The organism is Geomonas agri, assembly GCF_020179605.1.
GTDB classification, from domain to species: domain Bacteria; phylum Desulfobacterota; class Desulfuromonadia; order Geobacterales; family Geobacteraceae; genus Geomonas; species Geomonas agri.
Genome location: NZ_JAINZO010000001.1, coordinates 1,189,418 through 1,208,393, shown reverse-complemented (window position 1 = coordinate 1,208,393; position 18,976 = coordinate 1,189,418). Strand labels below are relative to the sequence as shown.

Sequence of the window (18,976 nt, the reverse complement as noted above, 5' to 3'; positions counted from 1 at the left end):
CCTCGAATACCCGTGGATTAAAACCAAAAAGAAGTAATATGGGAGAAGTAAGTAAATGGTAAACGGTACTGTAAAGTGGTTTAACGACAGCAAGGGGTTTGGCTTTCTTGAGCAGGAGAACGGCGAGGATGTCTTCGTTCACTTCTCCGCTATCAACAGCGACGGCTTCAAATCCCTCACCGAGGGTGACAGCGTGACCTTCGAAATCGTCAAGGGACCGAAAGGCCTCCAGGCTGCGAACGTCAGCAGGGTTTAATCCCAAATTACATAGCGTAGAACTTTACGAAAGCCCCGGAGAAATCCGGGGCTTTCTTTATTTGCGCCCTTCTCTTCTCAGCGCGTTTGCGCGCCGCACACCGGACACCCCTGCATCGAGAGCGGCTTTTCCAGCCGGCACTCCCTGAGCAGCGCCTCGTCCCGAAAAATCTCCAGCGTCGGCCCGTCGGCCCGCACCACCCCTTGCGAAAGCACCACGGTCCGTTCGCAGACCTCCAGCACCATGTCCAGGTCATGGCTGGTGATGATCTTGCTGTGGTGGAAATCCTTCAGGAGCCCAATCAGTTGCCGGCGGGCGTACGGGTCCAGCCCGTTGGTCGGCTCGTCCATGACCAGGATGTCCGGCGACATGGAGAGGACCGTGGCGATGGCCACCCGCCTCTTCTCCCCGGCGGAGAGATGGTAGGGTGCCTTGCCCGCGAGGTGTTCCGCGTCGACCCGGCGCAGCGCATCGGCCACGCAGTTCTGCAACTCGGCGCCGGTCAAGCCAAGGTTCATGGGCCCGAAGGCGACGTCCTCGTACACAGTCGGCATGAAGAGCTGGTCGTCCGGGTCATGAAAGACCATGCCCACGGTACGCCGCGCATCGTTGAGGTTGGTACGGTCCACCGGGACGTGGCCGATGCGCACCTCGCCGGAGTGAGGCAGCAGGTGGCCGTTCATGTGCGCCAGCAGCGTGGACTTCCCGGCACCATTGGCGCCGATCACGGCCACCGACTCGCCGTGGCAGATGCTGAAGGTCACCTCGTGCAGGGCCTCGGTGCCGTCGGGATAGACGTGGCGCAGGTGGTCGATTTCGAGAATGTGGTGGCTCATGGCAGATACCCCGTTACCAGCGTCCCGAGCAGTTCGGCGCCGTTGTACAACCTCATGGTGATGCAGAGTGTGCTCCAGAAAAGCACGAACAGGATTTCACGCGCGCCGAAACGCCCCCCTTGCGCCGCGGGAAAGGTCCCAGTGTAGCCGCGCGCCAACATCGCCATGTGCATCCGCTCGGCGCGCTGCCAGGTGCGCAACAGCAGGTGCCCCAAAAGCGAGGCGTAGCTGGCCATGCCGCGTCCCTTGCGGCCGAAGGAGCGCAGCTCGCGCGCCCTCGACGCCCGCCCCCCCTCCTCCGCCAGCACGAACAGGTAGCGGTACAGGAAAAGAAGCTGCATGGCGAAGGTCTTGGGCATGCCCAGACGAACCAGGGCACGGCAGATGGAGGCAAAGCCGGTAACAGCGGTCAGGGTGAGCGCGGCAGTGACGGTAAGCGCGGTGCGCACGACGATGGAGGCGAAGGAGAGCCAACCGCCGGTAATCTCCAGCGGGCCCAGGTGCGCGAGGACGGTACGGTCGAAAAAGGGGTTGCAGATGCCGACGGCGATGGCGAAGGGAGCAACCAGGGCAACCTTGGCTGCCAGGTAGCCGGCGGGCAGCCGACCGGCAGCGATCAGGCAGACGGGAAAGATGAAGAAGGGAATCAGGGCGGAAACCTGGTAGCGGCCGAAGGAAACCACGCATACGATGAAGACGAGGGTGGCGAGCACCTTGGCGCGAGGATCCAGCCGGTGCACGAAAGTATCTTCCCCCGCGAGCTGGTCCAGCCGCTTCAGATCAAGCAAAGCCCCGTTTACCGATGCCATCAGGCTCCCATCCTCGCCGGTCGAAGCCCGGTCACCGCTACGCCTCGGGGACTACCGCTCCACGGTTGGACCTGCGCAGCAGCAAGGCCGCACCGGAAACCAGCATGATAGTGACGACAGTGCCGACGATACCGGGAAGCGCGCTCCCCTTGCCTGCAGGATTGGCCTGGGCTGCGGCAGGCGCAGCGGCGGGCGCCTGGGGCGGCACGGCCGCAGGAGCGACCTGGTAGTCGGGGTAACGGGCGGTTGTGTGTTGCAGGTTCGCCATGAAGGCGCCCAGACCGGTGCGGTGCTCGGAGAGAGCTGTCGCCCCGGCCACCTTGGCGACGGACCACTCCAGCCCGTCCGGTTTCACCGAGGCGAAGCGGGACAGGCCGCCGGCGACGAGCAGGGCACAGGCCAGCAGCGAAACGAGTACCACCCGACCGGAAACACCCCCCGGGGTATTGCCCCTGGTGAGCAGTTCGGGGCGGGCCTTGCGCAGAAAGGAGACCACGGCGAGCGTCACCGCCCCCTCGACCAGACCGATAGCCAGGTGAATGGGCTGCATCAGGAGCAGGAATTTGTCCAGAGGAAGCGCGGAGATGCCGGACGCCGCCGTCTCCAGCACAACGCAGAGCGCACCCAGCTGCATGGCGAGCAGCGCCGAGAACATGGTCACCGCCACCTCGCGCCGGCGCCCCGGTGCGGAACCGATCAGCCTGCGGTAGCACAGCGGGTAGACCAGCAGCGCCGGGATCATGCCCAGGTTGAAGATGTTGCAGCCAAGGGCAAGGAGACCGCCGTCGGCAAAGAAAAAGGCCTGGATCATGAGGACGGAAGCGACGGTGAGGAAGGCGGCGCTGGGTCCCAGCAGGATGGCAAGGAGCAGCCCCCCCGTCAAGTGGCCGCTCGACCCGGTGCCCGGGATGGAGAAGTTGATCATCTGCGCGGCAAAGAGAAAGCCCCCCAGCACGCCCATGAGCGGCGCCAGGCGATCGTCACGCTCCCGGCACAACCGCGCCGAGCCGACGGCGACGCCACCCGCGGATACGGCCCACATGGCCGCGCCTACCGTGGGCGAGAGCAGAGCGTCCGCCATGTGCATGATCTTCCTCCCCGTGCCCCACAGGTGTGGTAGCACGAATTTCAATTCAGTAACACGGCTCTTATACAAGAAGCCCCGGGTGCTGTCAACGCATATGGCCCCAGTTGCCACCCCAGACGCGTATACAGTATCTCGGTGAACAAGATCTGTCTCAGGCCGATATACGGCTCCATTCCGCTTCATCATACAGGTGCTACGACCTAAAAAGTACAAGTCATGGGGTGTTCGCAACTGACACAGTACCAGCCGAAATTTGATGAATGATTTTAGGTGAAATCCGACAATGTACTTCTCTTTTTCCTAAAATGATGCTAATCTCCGCGACTGGTGGTTGAGGGAGGTGACTGCGCCCTATCGCCGGAGCATGAGATCCTGATTTGGTTGCCGCGCAAGGAGCGCTTGCCATGACTGGTTCTAAGAAACAAACAGTCAACTTCACAGCCAACTACACGGTTTTACTCGCCTTCTTCGTAGCACTCTTTTTCCCCCTCGGTTACTTCGCCATCAGCTACCAATACGCCGTCGGCAGCCTCGAGACCGAGGCCGAAATAAATGCTGGGATCATCACCGGTCTCGGCGACCTGGCCCCCGACTCACGTAACGGTGATGCGCACCACCTGGAAGCCCTGCTCTCCCACCATGGCACCCACGGCCAAAAGGAGAAGCATCGCGTCCTCGACTCGCTGGGACACGTGCTTGCAGCGAGTGGCTACGATCCGGACACCCCGGTCATCATGCGCTCGCAGCCGATTCATTACGGCGACAAGGTGATCGGCAGCGTCGAGATCAGCCGGTCCCTTCGCCCCATCCTGAAGAAATCCGTCATGGTGGCGGTTTTGGGGCTCAGCATAGCCGTGATAGTTTTCATTCTGCTTCCCTTCCGAGCCATAAACCGAGCCAACCGCCAGTTGCAGGACTCCTACGACTTCCTTATCAAGGTCATGGAGAACAGCGCCAACGCCCTTATCGTGCTTAACCTGGACGGCACCATCGGCATGCTCAACGGGCGCTGCACCGAGACCAGCGGCTACTCTCCCGAAGAACTTATGGGCAAGAGGATTTCGGAGCTGGTCTGCCCAGAGTCACGTGACATGGTGATCGAGCAGTTGCACCGGGTGGCCACCGGGCTTGCCGGCCTGCTCCACTTCGAGGCCGATATGCTGTGCAAGGACGGCTCCACGGTCACCATCGCCTGTGGCGCCACCCCTGTTTACCAAGAAGGGCGCATCGCCGGCACCGTCCTTTCCGTGGTGAACATCACCGAGCGCAGAGCAGCTGTGGAAGCGCTCCGGTCCGCCAAGGAGTACACCGAGAACCTGATCCAGGCCGCCAGTGTCATGATCCTCGGACTCGACCTCAAGGGAAGAGTCACCCTGTTCAACAGAACCGCCGAGGAGGTCACCGGCTACCGCCAAGAAGAATTGGCGGGGCAGAACTGGTTTGAAACGGTGATGGGGGCGGAGGCCTTCTACAAGATGTGCGGCACTCCGCACAAGGGAACGGACCAGCAACGCATGGACGCCTGCGAAGGGCAGATCGTCACCAAGAACGGGGCGATGCGCACAGTCTCCTGGCGCAACAGCGCCATCATCGAAAAGGGGGTGCGCATCGGCACCCTTTGCTTCGGCATCGACATCACCGAGCACAGAAAGATCGAGGCACAGCTCAGGCATTCGCAGAAGATGGAGTCGATCGGGCAACTGGCCGGGGGTGTGGCACATGACTTCAACAACATGCTGAGCGTGATGCTGGGTTATGCGCAACTGGCCCAACTGGAAACAGTCGAAACTACCTCGCTTTGGGTCTACCTGCAGGAGATCATCAAGGCAGGCGAACGATCCCGAGACATGGTGCGCAAGCTGCTCGCCTTCTCCCGCAAGGAAATCATCTCCCCGAGGGCAGTGAACCTGAACGAACACTGTCTGGAAACGGAGAAGGCGCTGAGCCGGCTGATCGGCGAGGAGGTCCGCTTCAACTTCATTCCCGATCCCAAACTATGGACGGTCAAGATCGACCCTTCACAGGTGGACCAGATCCTGATGAACCTGGCCGTCAACTCCAGGGATGCCATGCCCGGCGGCGGAGTGCTCACCATACAAACCGGGAACGTGGAGGTGGACGAAGCCTTCTGCGATTACCGACTGGACGCCAAGCCCGGCTCGTACGCCTGCCTGAGCGTCATCGATACCGGCACCGGGATGGACCGGGAACTGGTGAAGCGGATCTTCGAACCGTTTTTCACCACCAAGGAGGTAGGCAGAGGTACCGGCCTGGGATTGGCCACGGTGTACGGCATCGTGACCCAAAACGGTGGCTTCGTCGATGTGGAGAGCGAGCCCGGGCGCGGCACCACCTTCCACATCTACCTGCCCCAGCTGACGGCAGAGGTACTGCCTGCCGCTCACAACGTGCCAGGGACGCTGCACGGCACCGGGACCGTGCTGGTGGTAGAGGACGATGACATGATGCGGACCATGGCGACCCAGATGCTTGAAAAAATCGGGTACCGGGTCATCCAGGCAGCCACCCCGCACGTTGCCCTCTCCATCTGCGGTGAGCCCAACCACGACATCGACTTGGTGCTCTCGGACGTAATCATGCCGGAGATGAACGGTTTGGACATGGCACGCGGCATAACCGACCTGCGTCCGGAAACCAAGGTGCTGTTCATGACCGGCTATTCCTCGGACATCATCACCAAGTACGGTATCAGCACCGACCACGAACTGCATTACATCCAGAAACCCTTCGACATGGAAAGGCTGCACGCCAAGATCATAGAGATGCGCGCCGCCTGACCACAGCCGCCTGTCGCGGCACGCTTCCGTTTTGCCATGCCTGCCCGCTTCTGCTAGACTGGACCGGTGACCAAAGGCAACCCCTCTTTAGGAGAGAGCTATGAAAAGGATACTGATCATCCTGCTGATGGCAGTACTGCTTCCGGTTACTGTCACTACCGCGCCGGTTCAGGCACAGTCGGAGCCGGGTTACTACCAGATGTCGGACCAGGATGGCTACCTGAACGACGACCTCCTCTATCCCGAGGAACTGGATGACCTGCTGGCCCGGATCGCGCTCTACCCGGACCCGCTGATAGCCCAGATCCTTCCCGCAGCGACCTTCGTGGACCAGATCCACGATGCTGCCAATTTCGTCAGGCTCTATGGCGACACCCCGCGCATCGACTACCAACCTTGGGACATCAGTGTACGCGCAGTGGCCCATTACCCGCAGGTTCTGTACATGATGGACCGGGAGTACCAGTGGACCGCGTCGGTGGGCCAGGCGTACATCGAACAGCCACAGGACGTGATGGACGCTATCCAGAGGTTACGCCGCTTCGCCTACGACGAGGGGAACCTGTTCTCGACGCCGCAGCAGCAGGTCTATTTTGAGGGTGACATCATCCGGATCGTACCGGCCCGTCCTGAGTACGTCTACGTCCCGGTATACGACCCAAACGTTGTCTACGTGGAACGCTACTACCCCAGTTCCCCCTTCATCACCTTCAGTGTCGGCTTTACCATAGGCCCGTGGTTGAACCGCGACTGCAACTGGCGCGAGCGCAGGGTCTACTACCATGGCTGGCGTGGTAGCGGATGGATCACTCGCTCGCGTCCCTACATCCGCGACCGTCAGAATATCTACATAAACAGGCGAGCCGCGACCATCACCATCAACCAGCGTGTGGTGCAGCGTGACACCCGCAAGTACCGGGAACAACTACGCGTGGAAACCAGGCAGCACCGGGATGAGGGGCGGATGCCGCCAGTGCGTGTAGAACCGCGCCGGCCGAGGGCTGAACAGCCGCGCCCGGGCAAGGTCGAACAGCAGCGCGCCGGCCAGGGGCAACCGGCAACCGAGCGACGCAGGGAGCCGTGGAACCGCCGTGATGCGGCGCCAGCGCCAGGCGTACCAGCCCCGGCGACGAAGCCGGCCAAGCCTGGTGCGCCCCCACCTGCTGCACAACGGCAACCTGCGCCGACCCCGCCCAAAGAACAGCCCCAGGCGCAACCCGGCAGGCAACAGCCGGCACCGGCCGCCACCAAGGAAGGACGCCCGGACAAGGGCGAGAACCGGGAAGAGAACCGACGCAGGGAACCCCGCCCGGTGAACCGCCCAGGCGTGCAGCCACCGGGCGCCGCGACGATACCGGCGCCGACAACGACCGCTCCCGCAGCACGCGGCGCCGCTCCCCACGCTCCTGCGGCAGAGCCGGCAGTCAAGGCACCAGCAGCAATTCCGGCAGCCCCGGCAGTTCCGGTGCGACCGGTCACCCCGCGGGTCGAGAAGCCGAAACCGGCACCGGCAGCAACACCGGCGCCCAAGACCGAGCCTGCCGAACCGACACGGCCGGCACGGGAGTTTGAGCCGGGAGGTCGTGGGCGCGGCGAATCGCAGGGACGCGGTGAATCCCAAGGGGGCCGAGCCTTGCAGCGCGGCGAGGAGCGCTGATACCTTTTCGCTCGAGAGGCCACATAGGGACGAATAATCATTCGCCCCCCTCTTCGGACCTAGAGATGTGACAGCAGGCAAGAAAAATGGAAAGGGGCGCATCGCAAGATGCGCCCCTTTCTTTTGGTTCTTCTGATCCGGCAGCACCGGGACCATGACGGAAACATGTCACAAAGCGTGGAACGTGCCCCGGAGTCCCCCGCTTGGTGAAGGAGGCCGGGGAGATTTGCCGTCCCTCCCTCTCCCCTACCCCGCCGGCAACAGTTTGCAGGCCGCCGCGACCAGCGCCTTGACGCCCGCCCGCAGTGTCGGTTCCGGCAGCGGCGCGTAAAGCGGCGAATGCTGCGACGGCATTGCCCCCCCCTGCCGCAGCCCCTCCTCGAACAGCACAGGATCGGCAGCCCCCAACCAGAACATGCAGATCGGGATCGCCCCACCAAGCCCCCAGGAACCGAAATCCTCGCTCACCATCCTCGCCGCTGAGCGGACCACATTGTCCGTCCCGAGCGCCGAGCGCAGTGCTTCTGCCACGTGCTCGGCGAGGGCCGGATCGTTGTAGGTAGCAGGATGACAGGCGAGGACTGAAACAACGGGAAAGCGTTCCTCCGGGACTCCGGCGGCAAGGGCCACACCTGTGCAGATGCGCCGCACCGAGTCCAGGATTTTGTCGCGAACCCGGTTGTCGTAGCTCCTGATGCTCAGTTGCAGCACTACCTCTTCGGGAATGACATTGCAGGCGGCGCCGCCGTGGATGGACCCGACGGTGACCACGGCAGGCTCGTGGGGGGTGATCTCACGGCTCACGATGGTCTGCAGAGCGAGTACCAACTGGGCCGCCATCACGACCGGGTCCTTGCCGTGCTCAGGCGCGGAACCGTGCGCCCCCACGCCGCGCACCACAATCTCCACCTCGGTGAAGCTGGCCAGGAAGTTGCCCGGTGCGTACCCCGCGGTACCGGCCTTCAGGAACAGGGTACTGTGCAGGGCCAACGCGAAATCCGGCTTGGGGCAGAGCCGGTAGGCGCCGTCGTCGATCATCGCCTGCGCGCCGTCCCCTCCCTCTTCGCCAGGCTGGCCCACCAGGACCAGCGTGCCGGACCAGCACTCCCGGGCCGTCGCCAACACTCGCGCAGCGCCCAGCAGGCAGGACACGTGCACGTCATGCCCACACGCGTGCATCACGGGAACCTCGCTACCGTCCCGGTAGATCGCCCGTGCCGTGCTGGCGTAGGGGAGTCCCGTCTTCTCTTGCACCGGCAGCGCATCCATGTCAGCCCGCATCAGCAGCGTCGGGCCGGGTCCATTCTCCAGCACCGCCATCAGACCAAAGCCAGGCCAGTCGAACCGACTGTACCTGCCGATCCCTTCCGTTACCCTAAAGCCCAGCTTTTTGAGCTCACCCGCCAGCAGCGAGGCGGTGGCGCGCTCCTGCCCGGAAAGTTCAGGACGAGCGTGAAGATGCTTGTAGATCTCCACAAGCGAGGGCAGTTCGGCTTCCACCTGCCCGCTCACTGTCTGGAGCTGCAATTGTGTCGGCATAAATTCTCTCAGCTACCGTGATGAATTACCGGTGCAGGTTACTATGTCTGGCCTTTGTTATCAACTCCGATATCAGGTTGCACCTGACACATCGAAATCACGGCTGCAGACCCGGGATTGGCACTACAGCCGCTCTGCAGCGCATTTTCCCTGCCCTCGAACAGGCAGGATGGCTATTTCATGAGCAGTGCGCAGACATGCCCTGGCTATGTCACCAGATCCTAACCGTTTGTTTTTTCGGCTATTCGGGCGAAGGATCTGCCACTGGCATGCTCCATGTAAAGCAGTACGGCGAAGGAGGAGTTGCCATGACCGAGATCATCGACGGGATTGCACACGTCACCGCAGCCGAAGCTGCCATCGAACTCTCTACCACGGAAACCCGGGTGCTCATGCTGCTCAAGCAGAAGGCTCTGCAGGGAACCCTCTCCGACCAGGGCTGGTTCATAACCAAGGCCTCTCTGGATAGCTACGAGGAGCACAGCGAGTCGGTACAGCAACAGCCGGCCTGCCGTAGCGCCTGCACCGCAGCCAGGTGCGGATGCCACTAGGAGGACACCATGGAAGTGACCATCCTCGCCTCCGATCTGAAGTACAAGTACCCGAAGGTCACCGAAACCAGGTTCGACGCCAAGTTCTCCGGACCTGGCGACAGTGCCCCCTTCAACCGGGACGACCTGTACGACATCCTGCCGCTACTTGCAGCGGTCATGAACGAACTGGAGCGGGATGATGCCTTCACCCTCCACTTCCTGGAGGACCTGATGAACCAGGACATGCCCCGCTTCCTGGTCAGTCGCGGCGAGGTCTTCGATTTCCTCACCGGTTGCGGCAAGGAGATGCTCTCCTACCGGTAGCTCGACAACACCGTCACCACCACGGGCACAACAACCAAGATTCCCCTGCCATCGTTGCGCCGTTAGCCACAGGAGGAGAACGGTAATGAACAAAGGTATAGGCGGCTCCGTCCCTTCCGAAGCCATATCCACCGCGATGAAAAACAATCTGGAACAGCTTTTGGTACGCTGACTCCACCTCCTGCACTCAGATATCCTGTCCTTACCCATTATCCATAGGTACCCTCCCCTCACCGGGAGGGGACCTTTCTCCACGACCTCATCTGCATCTCTCTTCAGATTTGCCCCACGTACTCACACGATTGCCCCTGCCACTGTAGCCCGGTTGCGGCATAGTGCCCCAACACTGCCGTCAACTCGTACAGACAGCAGGTTGCAATTTGAAAGAGATTCGCTAAAGTCTTTAACGTTGCCTAATCCAGGGGGCCGACCATGATCATCCACATAGTGCGACACGCGGAAGCCATTGAGAGAACGCCGGAGGTGCCCGAAGAGCACCGCTACCTCACCCGCCGCGGCAGAAGACGCTTCCGCAGGGTAGCCAAGAGCCTCGCCACCCTCGGAATCGAGCCCGACCTGGTGCTGACCAGCCCGCTAGTGCGCGCGGTGCAGACCGCGGACATCCTGGGGGAAAAACTCCGTTACAAGCGCGAACTCATCGTGGCGTCTCAGCTCGCACCGGGGTTCCGCCCGGAGAGACTCGACGAGTTGCTCAAGCTCTACCCCCAGGTAACCGAGGTCGTCCTGGTCGGCCATGAGCCGGACCTGGGACTGGTGACGCAGGCACTGCTTGGGGAAGAAGCATCACTTACCCTCCCTAAGGGTGGGACCGTATCGTTCAAGAGAAGCGCCAGCGGCAGCAGCGAACCACTATTCCTGCAACTGGTTACCGGAACCGGCAGGATCGTCACCTCCAGGGGCAAGGCGCTCGACCGCCTGCGGCAGGGAGGCTGACCCGGAAACGAGGCAGGGCAAACAACGCACAAGGAGTGTCCAAGATGGTCCAGTCGACAGCGGATTTCAGGCGGCTGAAAGGCGTCGGCGCGATACTGGGCAAGAGGCTGTATGACGCGGGTTTCGACAGCTTCGCCAAGATAGCGCAGGCAGGAGAGGAAGGTTTGAGCAAGGTGCGCGGGGTGAACCGGCGCCACATCGCATCGATACTGCAACAGGCCCGGGAACTGGCCGGGTTGGAGCAGGACGATCGGCCGGACCCGGTTCAGCTCATGCAGCAGCGGGTGGCCGGGATGAGGGAAAAAGTAGAAAACCTGGCCCAAGCGACCCGGGACCGGTTCGCCGGGGAGATTTCTGAAAAGTGCGGCAGAAAACTCGGGGCGGATCTGGAAAGAATCGAGAACGCATTGCTGCAGATGCACGATTTCGGCAACAAACGCTCAAGACGTATCGCAAAGATATTGGGCAAGGCGGAAAAGAAAGTCACCGGCCTCGACGATGCCACCCTGAAGAAGGTGCGCAAGGGCTTCAAGAAAGCGAGAAAGACCGTGTTGAAGGCTCTGACGTAGCGTCACCACTTATGCCCTCACTGGTTGTCAATATCCGTCCCGCCCTGATACAATCGTGGCATCCCATCACGCTTAAGGAGTAGCCGTTGAGACAGAACCGGATGGCCGCCATCGACATCGGGACCAACTCGATCCGTAGCATCATCGTCGAGACCGCGGGGAGCGGCAAGTACAAGATCCTCGACGACGAGAAGGTGCTGGTGCGCCTGGGCGAAGGACTGCACCAGACCGGTGCCATATCCGCTGCGGCCTGGGATCGCGCCATCGAGGCGCTGTCGCGTCAGAAAAAGATCATCGACGGTTACCGGGTCACCTCTATCGAGGCAGTGGCAACCAGCGCGGTACGCAAGGCAAGCAACGGCCGCGAACTGGTTGCCGCCGTGAAGGAGCAGACCGGCCTGAAGATCGAGGTGATCAGCGGTGAGGAAGAAGCGGAACTGGCCGCCCTCTCCGCCCAGCACAACTTCGAACTCGAGGGTGTGCGGCACCTGATCTTCGACATCGGAGGCGGCAGCCTGGAGCTCATCTCGGCCTTGGGAGCGCACACCGAGGAGATGCTGTCGCTGGAACTGGGCGCCGTTTTCTTGACCGAGAGCTTTCTGAAGAGCGATCCGGTGCAGCAGGCGGAACACCAGAAGCTGCGCAAGCACGTCCGCAAAACGCTGAAAACCGCCTACACGGGAGAACGCACCGGAATGCAGTGCCTGGTCGGCTCGGGGGGCACCGTCACCTCCATCGCCGCCATGGTGGCCGCCGCCCGTGGCGAAAAGTTCGACTCCCTGCACGGCTACGAACTGCTTCGTAGCGAGCTGGTGCACCTTCTGGCCATGCTGGCAAGAAAGAGCGATAAGGAGCGCCGCGCCCTTCCGGGACTGAACCCCGATCGTTCCGACATCATCGTGGCCGGCGTCACGGCGGTAGACGAGCTGATGGACTTTTTCCAGGTGAACCACCTGAAGGTAAACGAGCGCGGCATCCGTGAGGGGCTCATCCTGCGCGGCCTGCGCCGCCGCAACCTGCTGCCGGAAAAAAAGCGGCGTTCCTGGCGCGAGGGTACCCTGGAGTTCGCCCGTTCCTGCCACTCTGACGAGGGGCACGCCCTACAGGTGGCAAGGCTCTCCCGGCAGATTTTTCTGGCGCTGGCAAAACGCTACGGCTGGGGCGACAAGGAACTGAGGCTTTTGGAAGCAGCCGCCATCATGCACGACGTCGGCTACTTCATCAGTTATTCCAGCCATCACAAGCATTCCTATCACCTGATTCGCCACGCCGACCTGTTCGGTTTCACCCCGCGTGAGCGCGAGCTGATGGCCAACATCGCCCGCTACCACCGCAAGTCGATGCCCAAAAAAAAGCACGACGAGTACACCCGCCTCTCCGCAGCTGACCAGCTCCTGGTCTCACGGCTGGGCGGCATCCTCAGGCTCTGCGACGGGCTGGACCGGCGCCGCAATGCCGTGGTGCAGCAGCTCGACTGCGTGCTCGACAAAGACCTGCTGCGGCTGACCCTGGGCGGAGACGAGGATATGTCGGTGGAGCTTTACGGCGCCAAGGCAAAAAGCGACCTGCTCCAGGAATCCTGCCGCCTAAAGCTCGACTTCCAGTCACATCCGCACCTGCAAGTGGCCACCATGTAGTGGCGACCACTCACGCGCCCGCCTTGGTAAACCCGCACCCTACGCACGACAGCTACCCCCTAAACATCGTCTGCCTGCCAACGCAAAAAGGCCGGGAAGAAGATTCCCGGCCTTTCCAGTTCTACCAGCCGTCCTCAGCCGAACCTCGGCGATCTACAATAGGAAGAATGAGATGATAATGATCAACAGTCCGCCCGTTATCCTGACCGGCACCGATGACAGGAGGTGGCGCGCACGCTTGAACCACACCGGCAGCACATCAAGAAGCAGATGGCAAATTACTAAAATAACGACAATGTAGATGATGCTTTCGTGGCCGTAGCTTAAGTATTCCATACTGGCCACCTCCTCCATCGGCGGAAATTCTGTGCTCTGCACATCACGAAAGGAACTGCCGCCGACTTATCCGGATAGTAGCATAGACAGTGCCATAAACTTGACACCCCCAGACCTGCAATCTCCTCGGCAAACCACCGGGAATATAAGGGGTGATACGCTGCTCGCGCCAGCTCCGGCATACCTCATCGGGGCACCCCCGCCGACTGTAAAGTATCCCGACACTTTTAGCGCTAATTTGCGTCGATTTTCTTTACAGGTTTACACCGGCACGCGCTACCGATTCGACCACCACGGCAAAGGGAGGAAGACACAGCCTCCCTCCCCTTCTTGTTACAGTAATTTCAGTCGGTATCACTACCCGAAACTGGCGAAGGCGTCCTGCTCAGCGCTGGTGAACATGCGGTCGAGCTGCAGCATGAGCAGCAACTGCTCGCCATGCTTGATAACGCCGCAGATGAAGTCCTGGTCGACGCCTCCCGCGGCGATGCTGGGCGGGGGCTGGATTTCGCCGCTGGATATCCTGATCACCTCGGAAACGCCGTCGACGATGAAGCCCATGAGCTTGCCGTCGATGTCCATCACCATGATCCTGGTGTGCTGGTCGTCGTCGGTGCTGCACATGCCGAACCTGTTCCGCAGCGAGATGATCGGTATGACCTTGCCGCGCAGGTTTATAATGCCCTCTACGCTGGGCGGGGTGTTGGGAATGTGGGTGATGGGAGTCATCCTGATGATCTCGCGCACCTTGAGTACCTCGACGGCATACTCTTCTGCGCCCAGGTTGAAGCTCACCAGTTGAATCAGCTCGTTGCTCGACTCACCCTTTTTAATCGGCAAATTAGCGGTAGACATGTATTCCTCCGAGGTTTTCTGGATCTATCTCTCAAATAGCTTCCGACACGCGGACTGCACAGGTGCCGCGGTCACGTCGAGTATCTCGACACTTTGTGGGACGTATCGGCAGCCACAAAGGAATCTTGAGGAGAAGTTGACACAGTTCTACTCGCTAGCCTGCGGCACCCGGGTCCACGGGACGTAGGTGCCAGATCCCCTCGTTGTACTCGGAGATGGTCCGGTCGGTGGAAAACTTTCCACTTCTGGCGCTGTTGACGATACTCATTCGAACCCACGCCTCCCGGTCCTGGTAGGCCTGGGCAGCCTGTCGCTGCGCCCTGACAAAGCTGCGGAAGTCGGCGGCGACCATCCAGGGGTCCTGCGGGCTCATGATCGCTTTCACGATGGGATCGAAGATCCCCTTCTCGAACATGTTGAAGTGCCCGCTGGTGAGCAGCTGCATCACGCGCTCCAGATCTGGATCGGCGGCCACGATGCCGGCTGGGTTGTAGCTGCGCCGCTCCCGTTCCACCTCCTCGGCGGTGAGACCGAAGACAAAGAAATTCTCGTCCCCCACCTCTTCCCGGATCTCGATGTTGGCGCCGTCCAGGGTGCCGATGGTGATGGCACCGTTCATCATGAACTTCATGTTGCCAGTGCCGGAGGCTTCCTTGCCCGCCGTGGAAATCTGTTCGGAAAGGTCGGTACCGGGGCAGATCACCTCCATCGCCGTGACGCGATAGTTGGGCAGGAAGGCCACCTTGAGCCTGTCCCCAACCACAGGGTCGTCGTTCACCACCCGCGCCACGTTGCTGATTAGCTTGATGATCAGCTTGGCCATGTAGTAGCCGGGCGCCGCCTTACCGCCGATCAGCACGCAGCGATCGGTCCAGCCGTCGGTATCGCCGCGCTTGATGCGGTCGTAGAGATGGATCACGTGCAGCACGTTCAGAAGCTGGCGCTTGTACTCGTGGATCCTTTTCACCTGGACGTCAAAGAGGCTGTCGGGGTTGAAGGTGACGCCGCACTGTTCCTGCACCAGGGCCGCCAGCCGTTCCTTGTTGGCCCTTTTCACCTCATGCCACTCCCTGCGGAACTCCGGGGCGTCGGCGAAACCAACAGCCTCAGAGATCCTGGAGAGGTCGGCCACGAAACCGTCGCCGATCCTGGAGGCAAGCAGCCTGGTGAGTCCTGGGTTGCAGCGCGCCAGCCAGCGGCGGGGAGTGACACCATTGGTCTTATTGTTGAACTTTTCGGGCCACAGCTCGTAGAAGTCGCGGAACAGCCCCTGCACGAGCAATTCGGAGTGCAGGGCTGCCACGCCGTTTACCGAGAAACTCCCTACGATGGCCAGGTACGCCATGCGGACCTGCTGCACTTCACCTTCCTCGATGATGGACATGTTGCGTAGTCGGTCGCTGTCACCGGGCCATCGGCTGGCGACCTCGCCCAGGAAGCGCGCGTTGATCTCGAGGATGATCTCGAGAAGTCGCGGTAAAAGCTGCCTGAACAGTGGCACGGACCACTTCTCCAGGGCTTCCGGGAGTAGGGTGTGGTTGGTGTAGGCCATGGTCTTCGTAGTGATCTGCCACGCCTCGTCCCAAGTGAGCCCCTGTTCGTCCATGAGCAGGCGCATCAACTCCGGGACGGCGCAGCTTGGGTGGGTGTCGTTCAGCTGGAAGCAGTTCCGCTCGGCGAAGTGCTCGAAGTTTTTACCCTGCCGCGAGATCCAGCGCTGCAGGACGTCCTGCAAGCTGGCCGAGGCCAGGAAGTATTGCTGCCTGAGCCTGAGCGCCTTGCCGTTTTCACTGGCGTCGTTGGGGTAGAGCACCATGGTGATGTTCTCCGCCTCGTTCTTCATGGCGACGGATTCGGTGTAGCTGCCGGCATTGAACTCCCCCAGGTCGAAAACGTCGGTGGCAGCGGCCTTCCAGAGCCGCAGCGTGTTGACGGTCCCGTTGCGGTAACCGGGGATGGGGAGGTCGTACGGGACGGCGATCACGTCGTGGGTGTCGAGCCAGCAGAAGCTCACGGTGCCATCCTCGTTGCGCCTGGTTTCGCAGCGCCCGCCGAAGCGGACCCGCTGGGTGTACTCGGGGCGCTCCATCTCCCACGGGTTGCCGTCACGCAGCCAGTGGTCAGGCTCCTCGACCTGGCGGCCGTCCTCGATGCGCTGGCGGAACATGCCGTACTCGTAGCGGATGCCGTACCCCATCACGGGCAGTTGCAGCGTGGCGCAGCTGTCCAGGAAGCAGGCCGCCAGGCGCCCAAGGCCGCCGTTGCCCAAGCCCGCGTCGATCTCCTGGTCGGCCAGTTCCTCCAGGTGCAGCCCGAGCTGCTGCATTGCCTCGGCGGCCGGCTCATCCAGCCCGAGGTTGAGGACGGCGTTGCCCAGGGCACGCCCCATCAGGAACTCAAGGGATAGATAGTAGCCGGTCTTGGTGTTGGCGTTGATATAGGCATAGCGGGTGTTGTTCCAGCGCTCGATCAGTCGCTCGCGGATGGTATAAGCGATGGCCTGATAGTGGTAGCGGATGTTGCGGCAAAACTTGTCGCGCCCCAGGTGGTGAAAGTAGTGATGTATGAAATCCTTGACCAGGCCGTCGGCGTCCATGGGGAGCGCCTCCAGCTCACTGACGTTCTGGGGGCAAAGGATATTCTTTTCCTTGTCGTGCATAAGCGAGAACTCCTTTGGTTTAAATGAGTGGGGCCCCCTGAGGGGACGGTACATTCTACACCTTTCGGCGTGCAGGTGTGGTTACTGAAGCGGGGCAAGACGCAACTGGGAGTTCGGACGTTCCTTGCGCCGGTCTCAGGCCGGCTCGAAAAGCTTAGCGGCGGCGCGCATTTGGTCGGGGGTGCCGAGGAGAAGTACGATGTCCCCCTCCAAAAACTCCCAGACCGGGTCGGGGTTGGCCGCGATATCGTCCCCCCTCTTGACCGCCACGACGGTGGCCCCGGATTGGGATCGCAGCATCCCTCCCCGTAGACGCTCACCCTCTATGGGTGCGTTCCTGCGCACCCGGAAACTGCCGATCTCGGCGCCGGAAAGAAAGCCCGCGATGCCGACGGCATGGCTGTGGCGCTTGCTCACGCTGCGCAGCATGTCGTAGCCGTCGCGCCTGACCTCCGCGATGCAGTCCTCGATCACGTCCTGCGGGATCAGGAAACGCTTCAACACGCGAAACAGGATCTCCACCGAGGTCTCGAACTCCTCGGGAATGACCTCGTTCACCCCCAGCCGGAACAACGGCTCCATCTCCAGCAGGTACCTGGTGCGCACGATGACGTGAATGGACGCGTTCATGGACCGGGCCTGCGCCGCGATGCGCCGGCTGGCCGCGGCGTCGGAGATGGCCACCACCACGATACGAGCGTCGTGGATGCCGGCGTGCTCCAGGATCTCCGGCTTTGAGGCGTCGCCGAAAATGATCTCCTCCCCGTCCCTTCTCAGGCCGCGCACCGTGAAGGGGTTGGTCTCGACGATGACGCGCGGGATCTCCAGGTTCTTCAAGGTACGCGCCAAGTTCTTGCCGTTGACACCGTAGCCGACGATGATGACGTGGTCCCGGTAGCCGGCCTTGTCGCCGTTTTGCGTGAGGCTACTCCGGCCGCGAGTCCAGGAGTGCGGCAGCGTGGCAGTCAGGAAGTCAGCCACCGGCCCGGCCAGCTTCATGCAGAGCGGCGTGAGCGCCATGGTGGCAATGGAGGCACCCAGGAAGAGCTGGTAAGTCTCCGGGGTGAGCAGGCCGTACTTGAGCCCGCTGCTGGACAGGACGAAGGAGAACTCGCCGATCTGGGCCAGGGACAGCCCAGCGATGAGGGCGATGCGCATGGGGAGTCCGAGGGCGATGCCGGCCGCCGAGGCGAGCAGCGCCTTGACCACGATTATGGAAAGCACCAGGCCGAGCAGGAGCAGCGGGAACTTGAACAGGATGGCGGGCTTTAACAGCATGCCGACCGAGATGAAAAAGAGGCTCATGAAGGCCTCGCGGAAAGGCATTATGTCACTGAGCGCCTGGTGGCTGTACTCCGATTCCGAGATGGCAAGCCCGGCGATGAAAGCCCCGAGGGCCAGCGAGAGCCCCACCTGCGCCGTAATCCACGCGGTCCCCATGCCGACGAAGATGATGGAGAGCACGAAAAGCTCGCGGCTCCTGGTCTTCACCACCTGTTCGAAGAGCCACGGCACCGCGAAGCGGGCGCCGTAGTGGGCGCCGATGATGACGGCTCCTGCCTTGGCCGAGACGACGGCGATGTCGGCGAGCCCTCTGCCGCCGCCGGCCAGGAATGGGGTGAACAGCATCAGGGGGACGATGCAGAGATCCTGGAAGATGAGTATGCCGAGCGAGGCCTTGCCTTGGGGCGTGTCCATTTCGCCGGAGTCCATCATCAGCTTCATCAGGATCGCAGTCGAGGAGAGCGCCACCAGGAAGCCGAAGAAGACGGCCTGGGACAGCGGGAATCCCCCCACGGCGCCCAACCCGGCAACGGCGGCAATGGTCAGCACAAGCTGCAGACCGCCACCAAGCAACACCATGTGGCGGATGCGCATCAATTCCTTCAGGGACAACTCGATGCCGATGGTGAACAGCAGGAGCACCACGCCGTACTCCGCCATCTGCTCGACCTGGCGGGTGTTCCTGATGAAGCCAAGGGCGTAAGGGCCGGCCAGCACGCCGGTAATCAGGAAGCCGATGATGGAGGGGAATTTGAACCTGCGCAGTACTACCACGGTAAACAGGGCTAGACCGAAGAGCACGACGATGTCGCGTAAACCGTGAAAATCCATGTAACCTCGCTC

The 18,976-nt window shown here is 61.7% G+C and carries 16 protein-coding genes; 8 read left to right on the top strand and 8 right to left on the bottom strand.

All coding sequences use genetic code 11. The features are described 5' to 3' along the window. Positions 1-55: 55 nt before the first annotated feature. Positions 56-256, top strand: coding sequence for a cold-shock protein (locus K7R21_RS05250; RefSeq protein WP_129126184.1), 201 nt, complete (start codon positions 56-58; stop codon positions 254-256). A gap of 77 nt (positions 257-333) precedes the next feature. Here the strand turns inward: K7R21_RS05250 and K7R21_RS05245 are convergent, their stop codons facing one another. The 3 genes from K7R21_RS05245 to K7R21_RS05235 are packed head-to-tail and all read right to left on the bottom strand — an operon-like array spanning position 334 to position 2,988. Next, entirely contained in the window at positions 334-1,092 is a 759-nt protein-coding gene (locus K7R21_RS05245; protein ID WP_224982225.1) for an energy-coupling factor ABC transporter ATP-binding protein, read from the bottom strand. Then, positions 1,089-1,901 (bottom strand): cobalt ECF transporter T component CbiQ, encoded by an 813-nt coding sequence (gene cbiQ / locus K7R21_RS05240; protein ID WP_224982224.1) that lies wholly within the window; start codon positions 1,899-1,901, stop codon positions 1,089-1,091. The genes K7R21_RS05245 and cbiQ overlap by 4 nt, the downstream gene beginning before the upstream one ends. Positions 1,902-1,938: 37 nt before the next feature. Continuing rightward, the gene (locus K7R21_RS05235; RefSeq protein WP_224982223.1) at positions 1,939-2,988 is read right to left on the bottom strand and encodes an energy-coupling factor ABC transporter permease; all 1,050 of its coding nucleotides are present in this window, start codon (positions 2,986-2,988) and stop codon (positions 1,939-1,941) included. 404 nt (positions 2,989-3,392) lie between these two features. Between K7R21_RS05235 and K7R21_RS05230 the strand changes: the two genes are divergently transcribed. Together K7R21_RS05230 and K7R21_RS05225 are read left to right on the top strand one after the other, a co-directional pair. Continuing rightward, positions 3,393-5,786 (top strand): PAS domain-containing hybrid sensor histidine kinase/response regulator, encoded by a 2,394-nt coding sequence (locus K7R21_RS05230; RefSeq protein ID WP_224982222.1) that lies wholly within the window; start codon positions 3,393-3,395, stop codon positions 5,784-5,786. 100 nt (positions 5,787-5,886) lie between these two features. Next, positions 5,887-7,443 (top strand): DUF3300 domain-containing protein, encoded by a 1,557-nt coding sequence (locus tag K7R21_RS05225; RefSeq protein WP_224982221.1) that lies wholly within the window; start codon positions 5,887-5,889, stop codon positions 7,441-7,443. A 246-nt stretch (positions 7,444-7,689) separates the two neighbouring features. Here K7R21_RS05225 and K7R21_RS05220 read toward each other — a convergent pair whose 3' ends face one another. Beyond that, positions 7,690-8,982 (bottom strand): amidohydrolase, encoded by a 1,293-nt coding sequence (locus K7R21_RS05220; RefSeq protein ID WP_224982220.1) that lies wholly within the window; start codon positions 8,980-8,982, stop codon positions 7,690-7,692. Positions 8,983-9,290: 308 nt separating this feature from the next. On the opposite strand from K7R21_RS05220, the gene K7R21_RS05215 reads away from it, so the two are divergent. The 5 genes from K7R21_RS05215 (at position 9,291) to K7R21_RS05195 (ending at position 12,999) form a co-directional block, all read left to right on the top strand. Beyond that, complete coding sequence (locus K7R21_RS05215; protein WP_224982219.1) at positions 9,291-9,533, top strand: hypothetical protein; 243 nt, start codon at positions 9,291-9,293, stop codon at positions 9,531-9,533. Positions 9,534-9,542: 9 nt separating this feature from the next. Then, positions 9,543-9,839, top strand: coding sequence for a hypothetical protein (locus K7R21_RS05210; RefSeq protein ID WP_224982218.1), 297 nt, complete (start codon positions 9,543-9,545; stop codon positions 9,837-9,839). A gap of 432 nt (positions 9,840-10,271) precedes the next feature. After that, positions 10,272-10,793 carry a SixA phosphatase family protein gene (locus tag K7R21_RS05205; RefSeq protein WP_224982217.1) on the top strand — a complete coding sequence of 174 codons (522 nt, stop codon included), beginning with the start codon at positions 10,272-10,274 and terminating at the stop codon, positions 10,791-10,793. Positions 10,794-10,837: 44 nt separating this feature from the next. Further along, complete coding sequence (locus K7R21_RS05200) at positions 10,838-11,362, top strand: helix-hairpin-helix domain-containing protein (protein ID WP_224982216.1); 525 nt, start codon at positions 10,838-10,840, stop codon at positions 11,360-11,362. Between the two features lie 86 nt (positions 11,363-11,448). Next, positions 11,449-12,999, top strand: coding sequence for a Ppx/GppA phosphatase family protein (locus K7R21_RS05195; RefSeq protein WP_224982215.1), 1,551 nt, complete (start codon positions 11,449-11,451; stop codon positions 12,997-12,999). A gap of 153 nt (positions 13,000-13,152) precedes the next feature. On the opposite strand, the gene K7R21_RS05190 is transcribed toward K7R21_RS05195, so the two are convergent. The 4 genes from K7R21_RS05190 to K7R21_RS05175 form a co-directional block, all read right to left on the bottom strand. Continuing rightward, the gene (locus K7R21_RS05190; protein ID WP_224982214.1) at positions 13,153-13,335 is read right to left on the bottom strand and encodes a hypothetical protein; all 183 of its coding nucleotides are present in this window, start codon (positions 13,333-13,335) and stop codon (positions 13,153-13,155) included. Positions 13,336-13,692: 357 nt separating this feature from the next. Then, complete coding sequence (locus tag K7R21_RS05185) at positions 13,693-14,190, bottom strand: chemotaxis protein CheW (RefSeq protein WP_224982213.1); 498 nt, start codon at positions 14,188-14,190, stop codon at positions 13,693-13,695. 154 nt (positions 14,191-14,344) lie between these two features. Beyond that, positions 14,345-16,849 carry a glycogen/starch/alpha-glucan phosphorylase gene (locus K7R21_RS05180; RefSeq protein ID WP_224982212.1) on the bottom strand — a complete coding sequence of 835 codons (2,505 nt, stop codon included), beginning with the start codon at positions 16,847-16,849 and terminating at the stop codon, positions 14,345-14,347. A gap of 135 nt (positions 16,850-16,984) precedes the next feature. Beyond that, positions 16,985-18,964: a monovalent cation:proton antiporter family protein gene (locus K7R21_RS05175; RefSeq protein ID WP_224982211.1), complete on the bottom strand. Its 1,980-nt coding sequence runs from the start codon at positions 18,962-18,964 to the stop codon at positions 16,985-16,987. Between the last annotated feature and the right edge of the window lie 12 nt (positions 18,965-18,976).

Bases quoted from the DNA above. Each gene is read 5' to 3' on its own strand.
- K7R21_RS05250 (WP_129126184.1), top strand. From the start codon at position 56: ATGGTAAACGGTACTGTAAAGTGGTTTAACGACAGCAAGGGGTTTGGC.
- K7R21_RS05245 (WP_224982225.1), bottom strand. From the start codon at position 1,092: ATGAGCCACCACATTCTCGAAATCGACCACCTGCGCCACGTCTATCCC.
- cbiQ (WP_224982224.1), bottom strand. From the start codon at position 1,901: ATGGCATCGGTAAACGGGGCTTTGCTTGATCTGAAGCGGCTGGACCAG.
- K7R21_RS05235 (WP_224982223.1), bottom strand. From the start codon at position 2,988: ATGCACATGGCGGACGCTCTGCTCTCGCCCACGGTAGGCGCGGCCATG.
- K7R21_RS05230 (WP_224982222.1), top strand. From the start codon at position 3,393: ATGACTGGTTCTAAGAAACAAACAGTCAACTTCACAGCCAACTACACG.
- K7R21_RS05225 (WP_224982221.1), top strand. From the start codon at position 5,887: ATGAAAAGGATACTGATCATCCTGCTGATGGCAGTACTGCTTCCGGTT.
- K7R21_RS05220 (WP_224982220.1), bottom strand. From the start codon at position 8,982: ATGCCGACACAATTGCAGCTCCAGACAGTGAGCGGGCAGGTGGAAGCC.
- K7R21_RS05215 (WP_224982219.1), top strand. From the start codon at position 9,291: ATGACCGAGATCATCGACGGGATTGCACACGTCACCGCAGCCGAAGCT.
- K7R21_RS05210 (WP_224982218.1), top strand. From the start codon at position 9,543: ATGGAAGTGACCATCCTCGCCTCCGATCTGAAGTACAAGTACCCGAAG.
- K7R21_RS05205 (WP_224982217.1), top strand. From the start codon at position 10,272: ATGATCATCCACATAGTGCGACACGCGGAAGCCATTGAGAGAACGCCG.
- K7R21_RS05200 (WP_224982216.1), top strand. From the start codon at position 10,838: ATGGTCCAGTCGACAGCGGATTTCAGGCGGCTGAAAGGCGTCGGCGCG.
- K7R21_RS05190 (WP_224982214.1), bottom strand. From the start codon at position 13,335: ATGGAATACTTAAGCTACGGCCACGAAAGCATCATCTACATTGTCGTT.
- K7R21_RS05185 (WP_224982213.1), bottom strand. From the start codon at position 14,190: ATGTCTACCGCTAATTTGCCGATTAAAAAGGGTGAGTCGAGCAACGAG.
- K7R21_RS05180 (WP_224982212.1), bottom strand. From the start codon at position 16,849: ATGCACGACAAGGAAAAGAATATCCTTTGCCCCCAGAACGTCAGTGAG.
- K7R21_RS05175 (WP_224982211.1), bottom strand. From the start codon at position 18,964: ATGGATTTTCACGGTTTACGCGACATCGTCGTGCTCTTCGGTCTAGCC.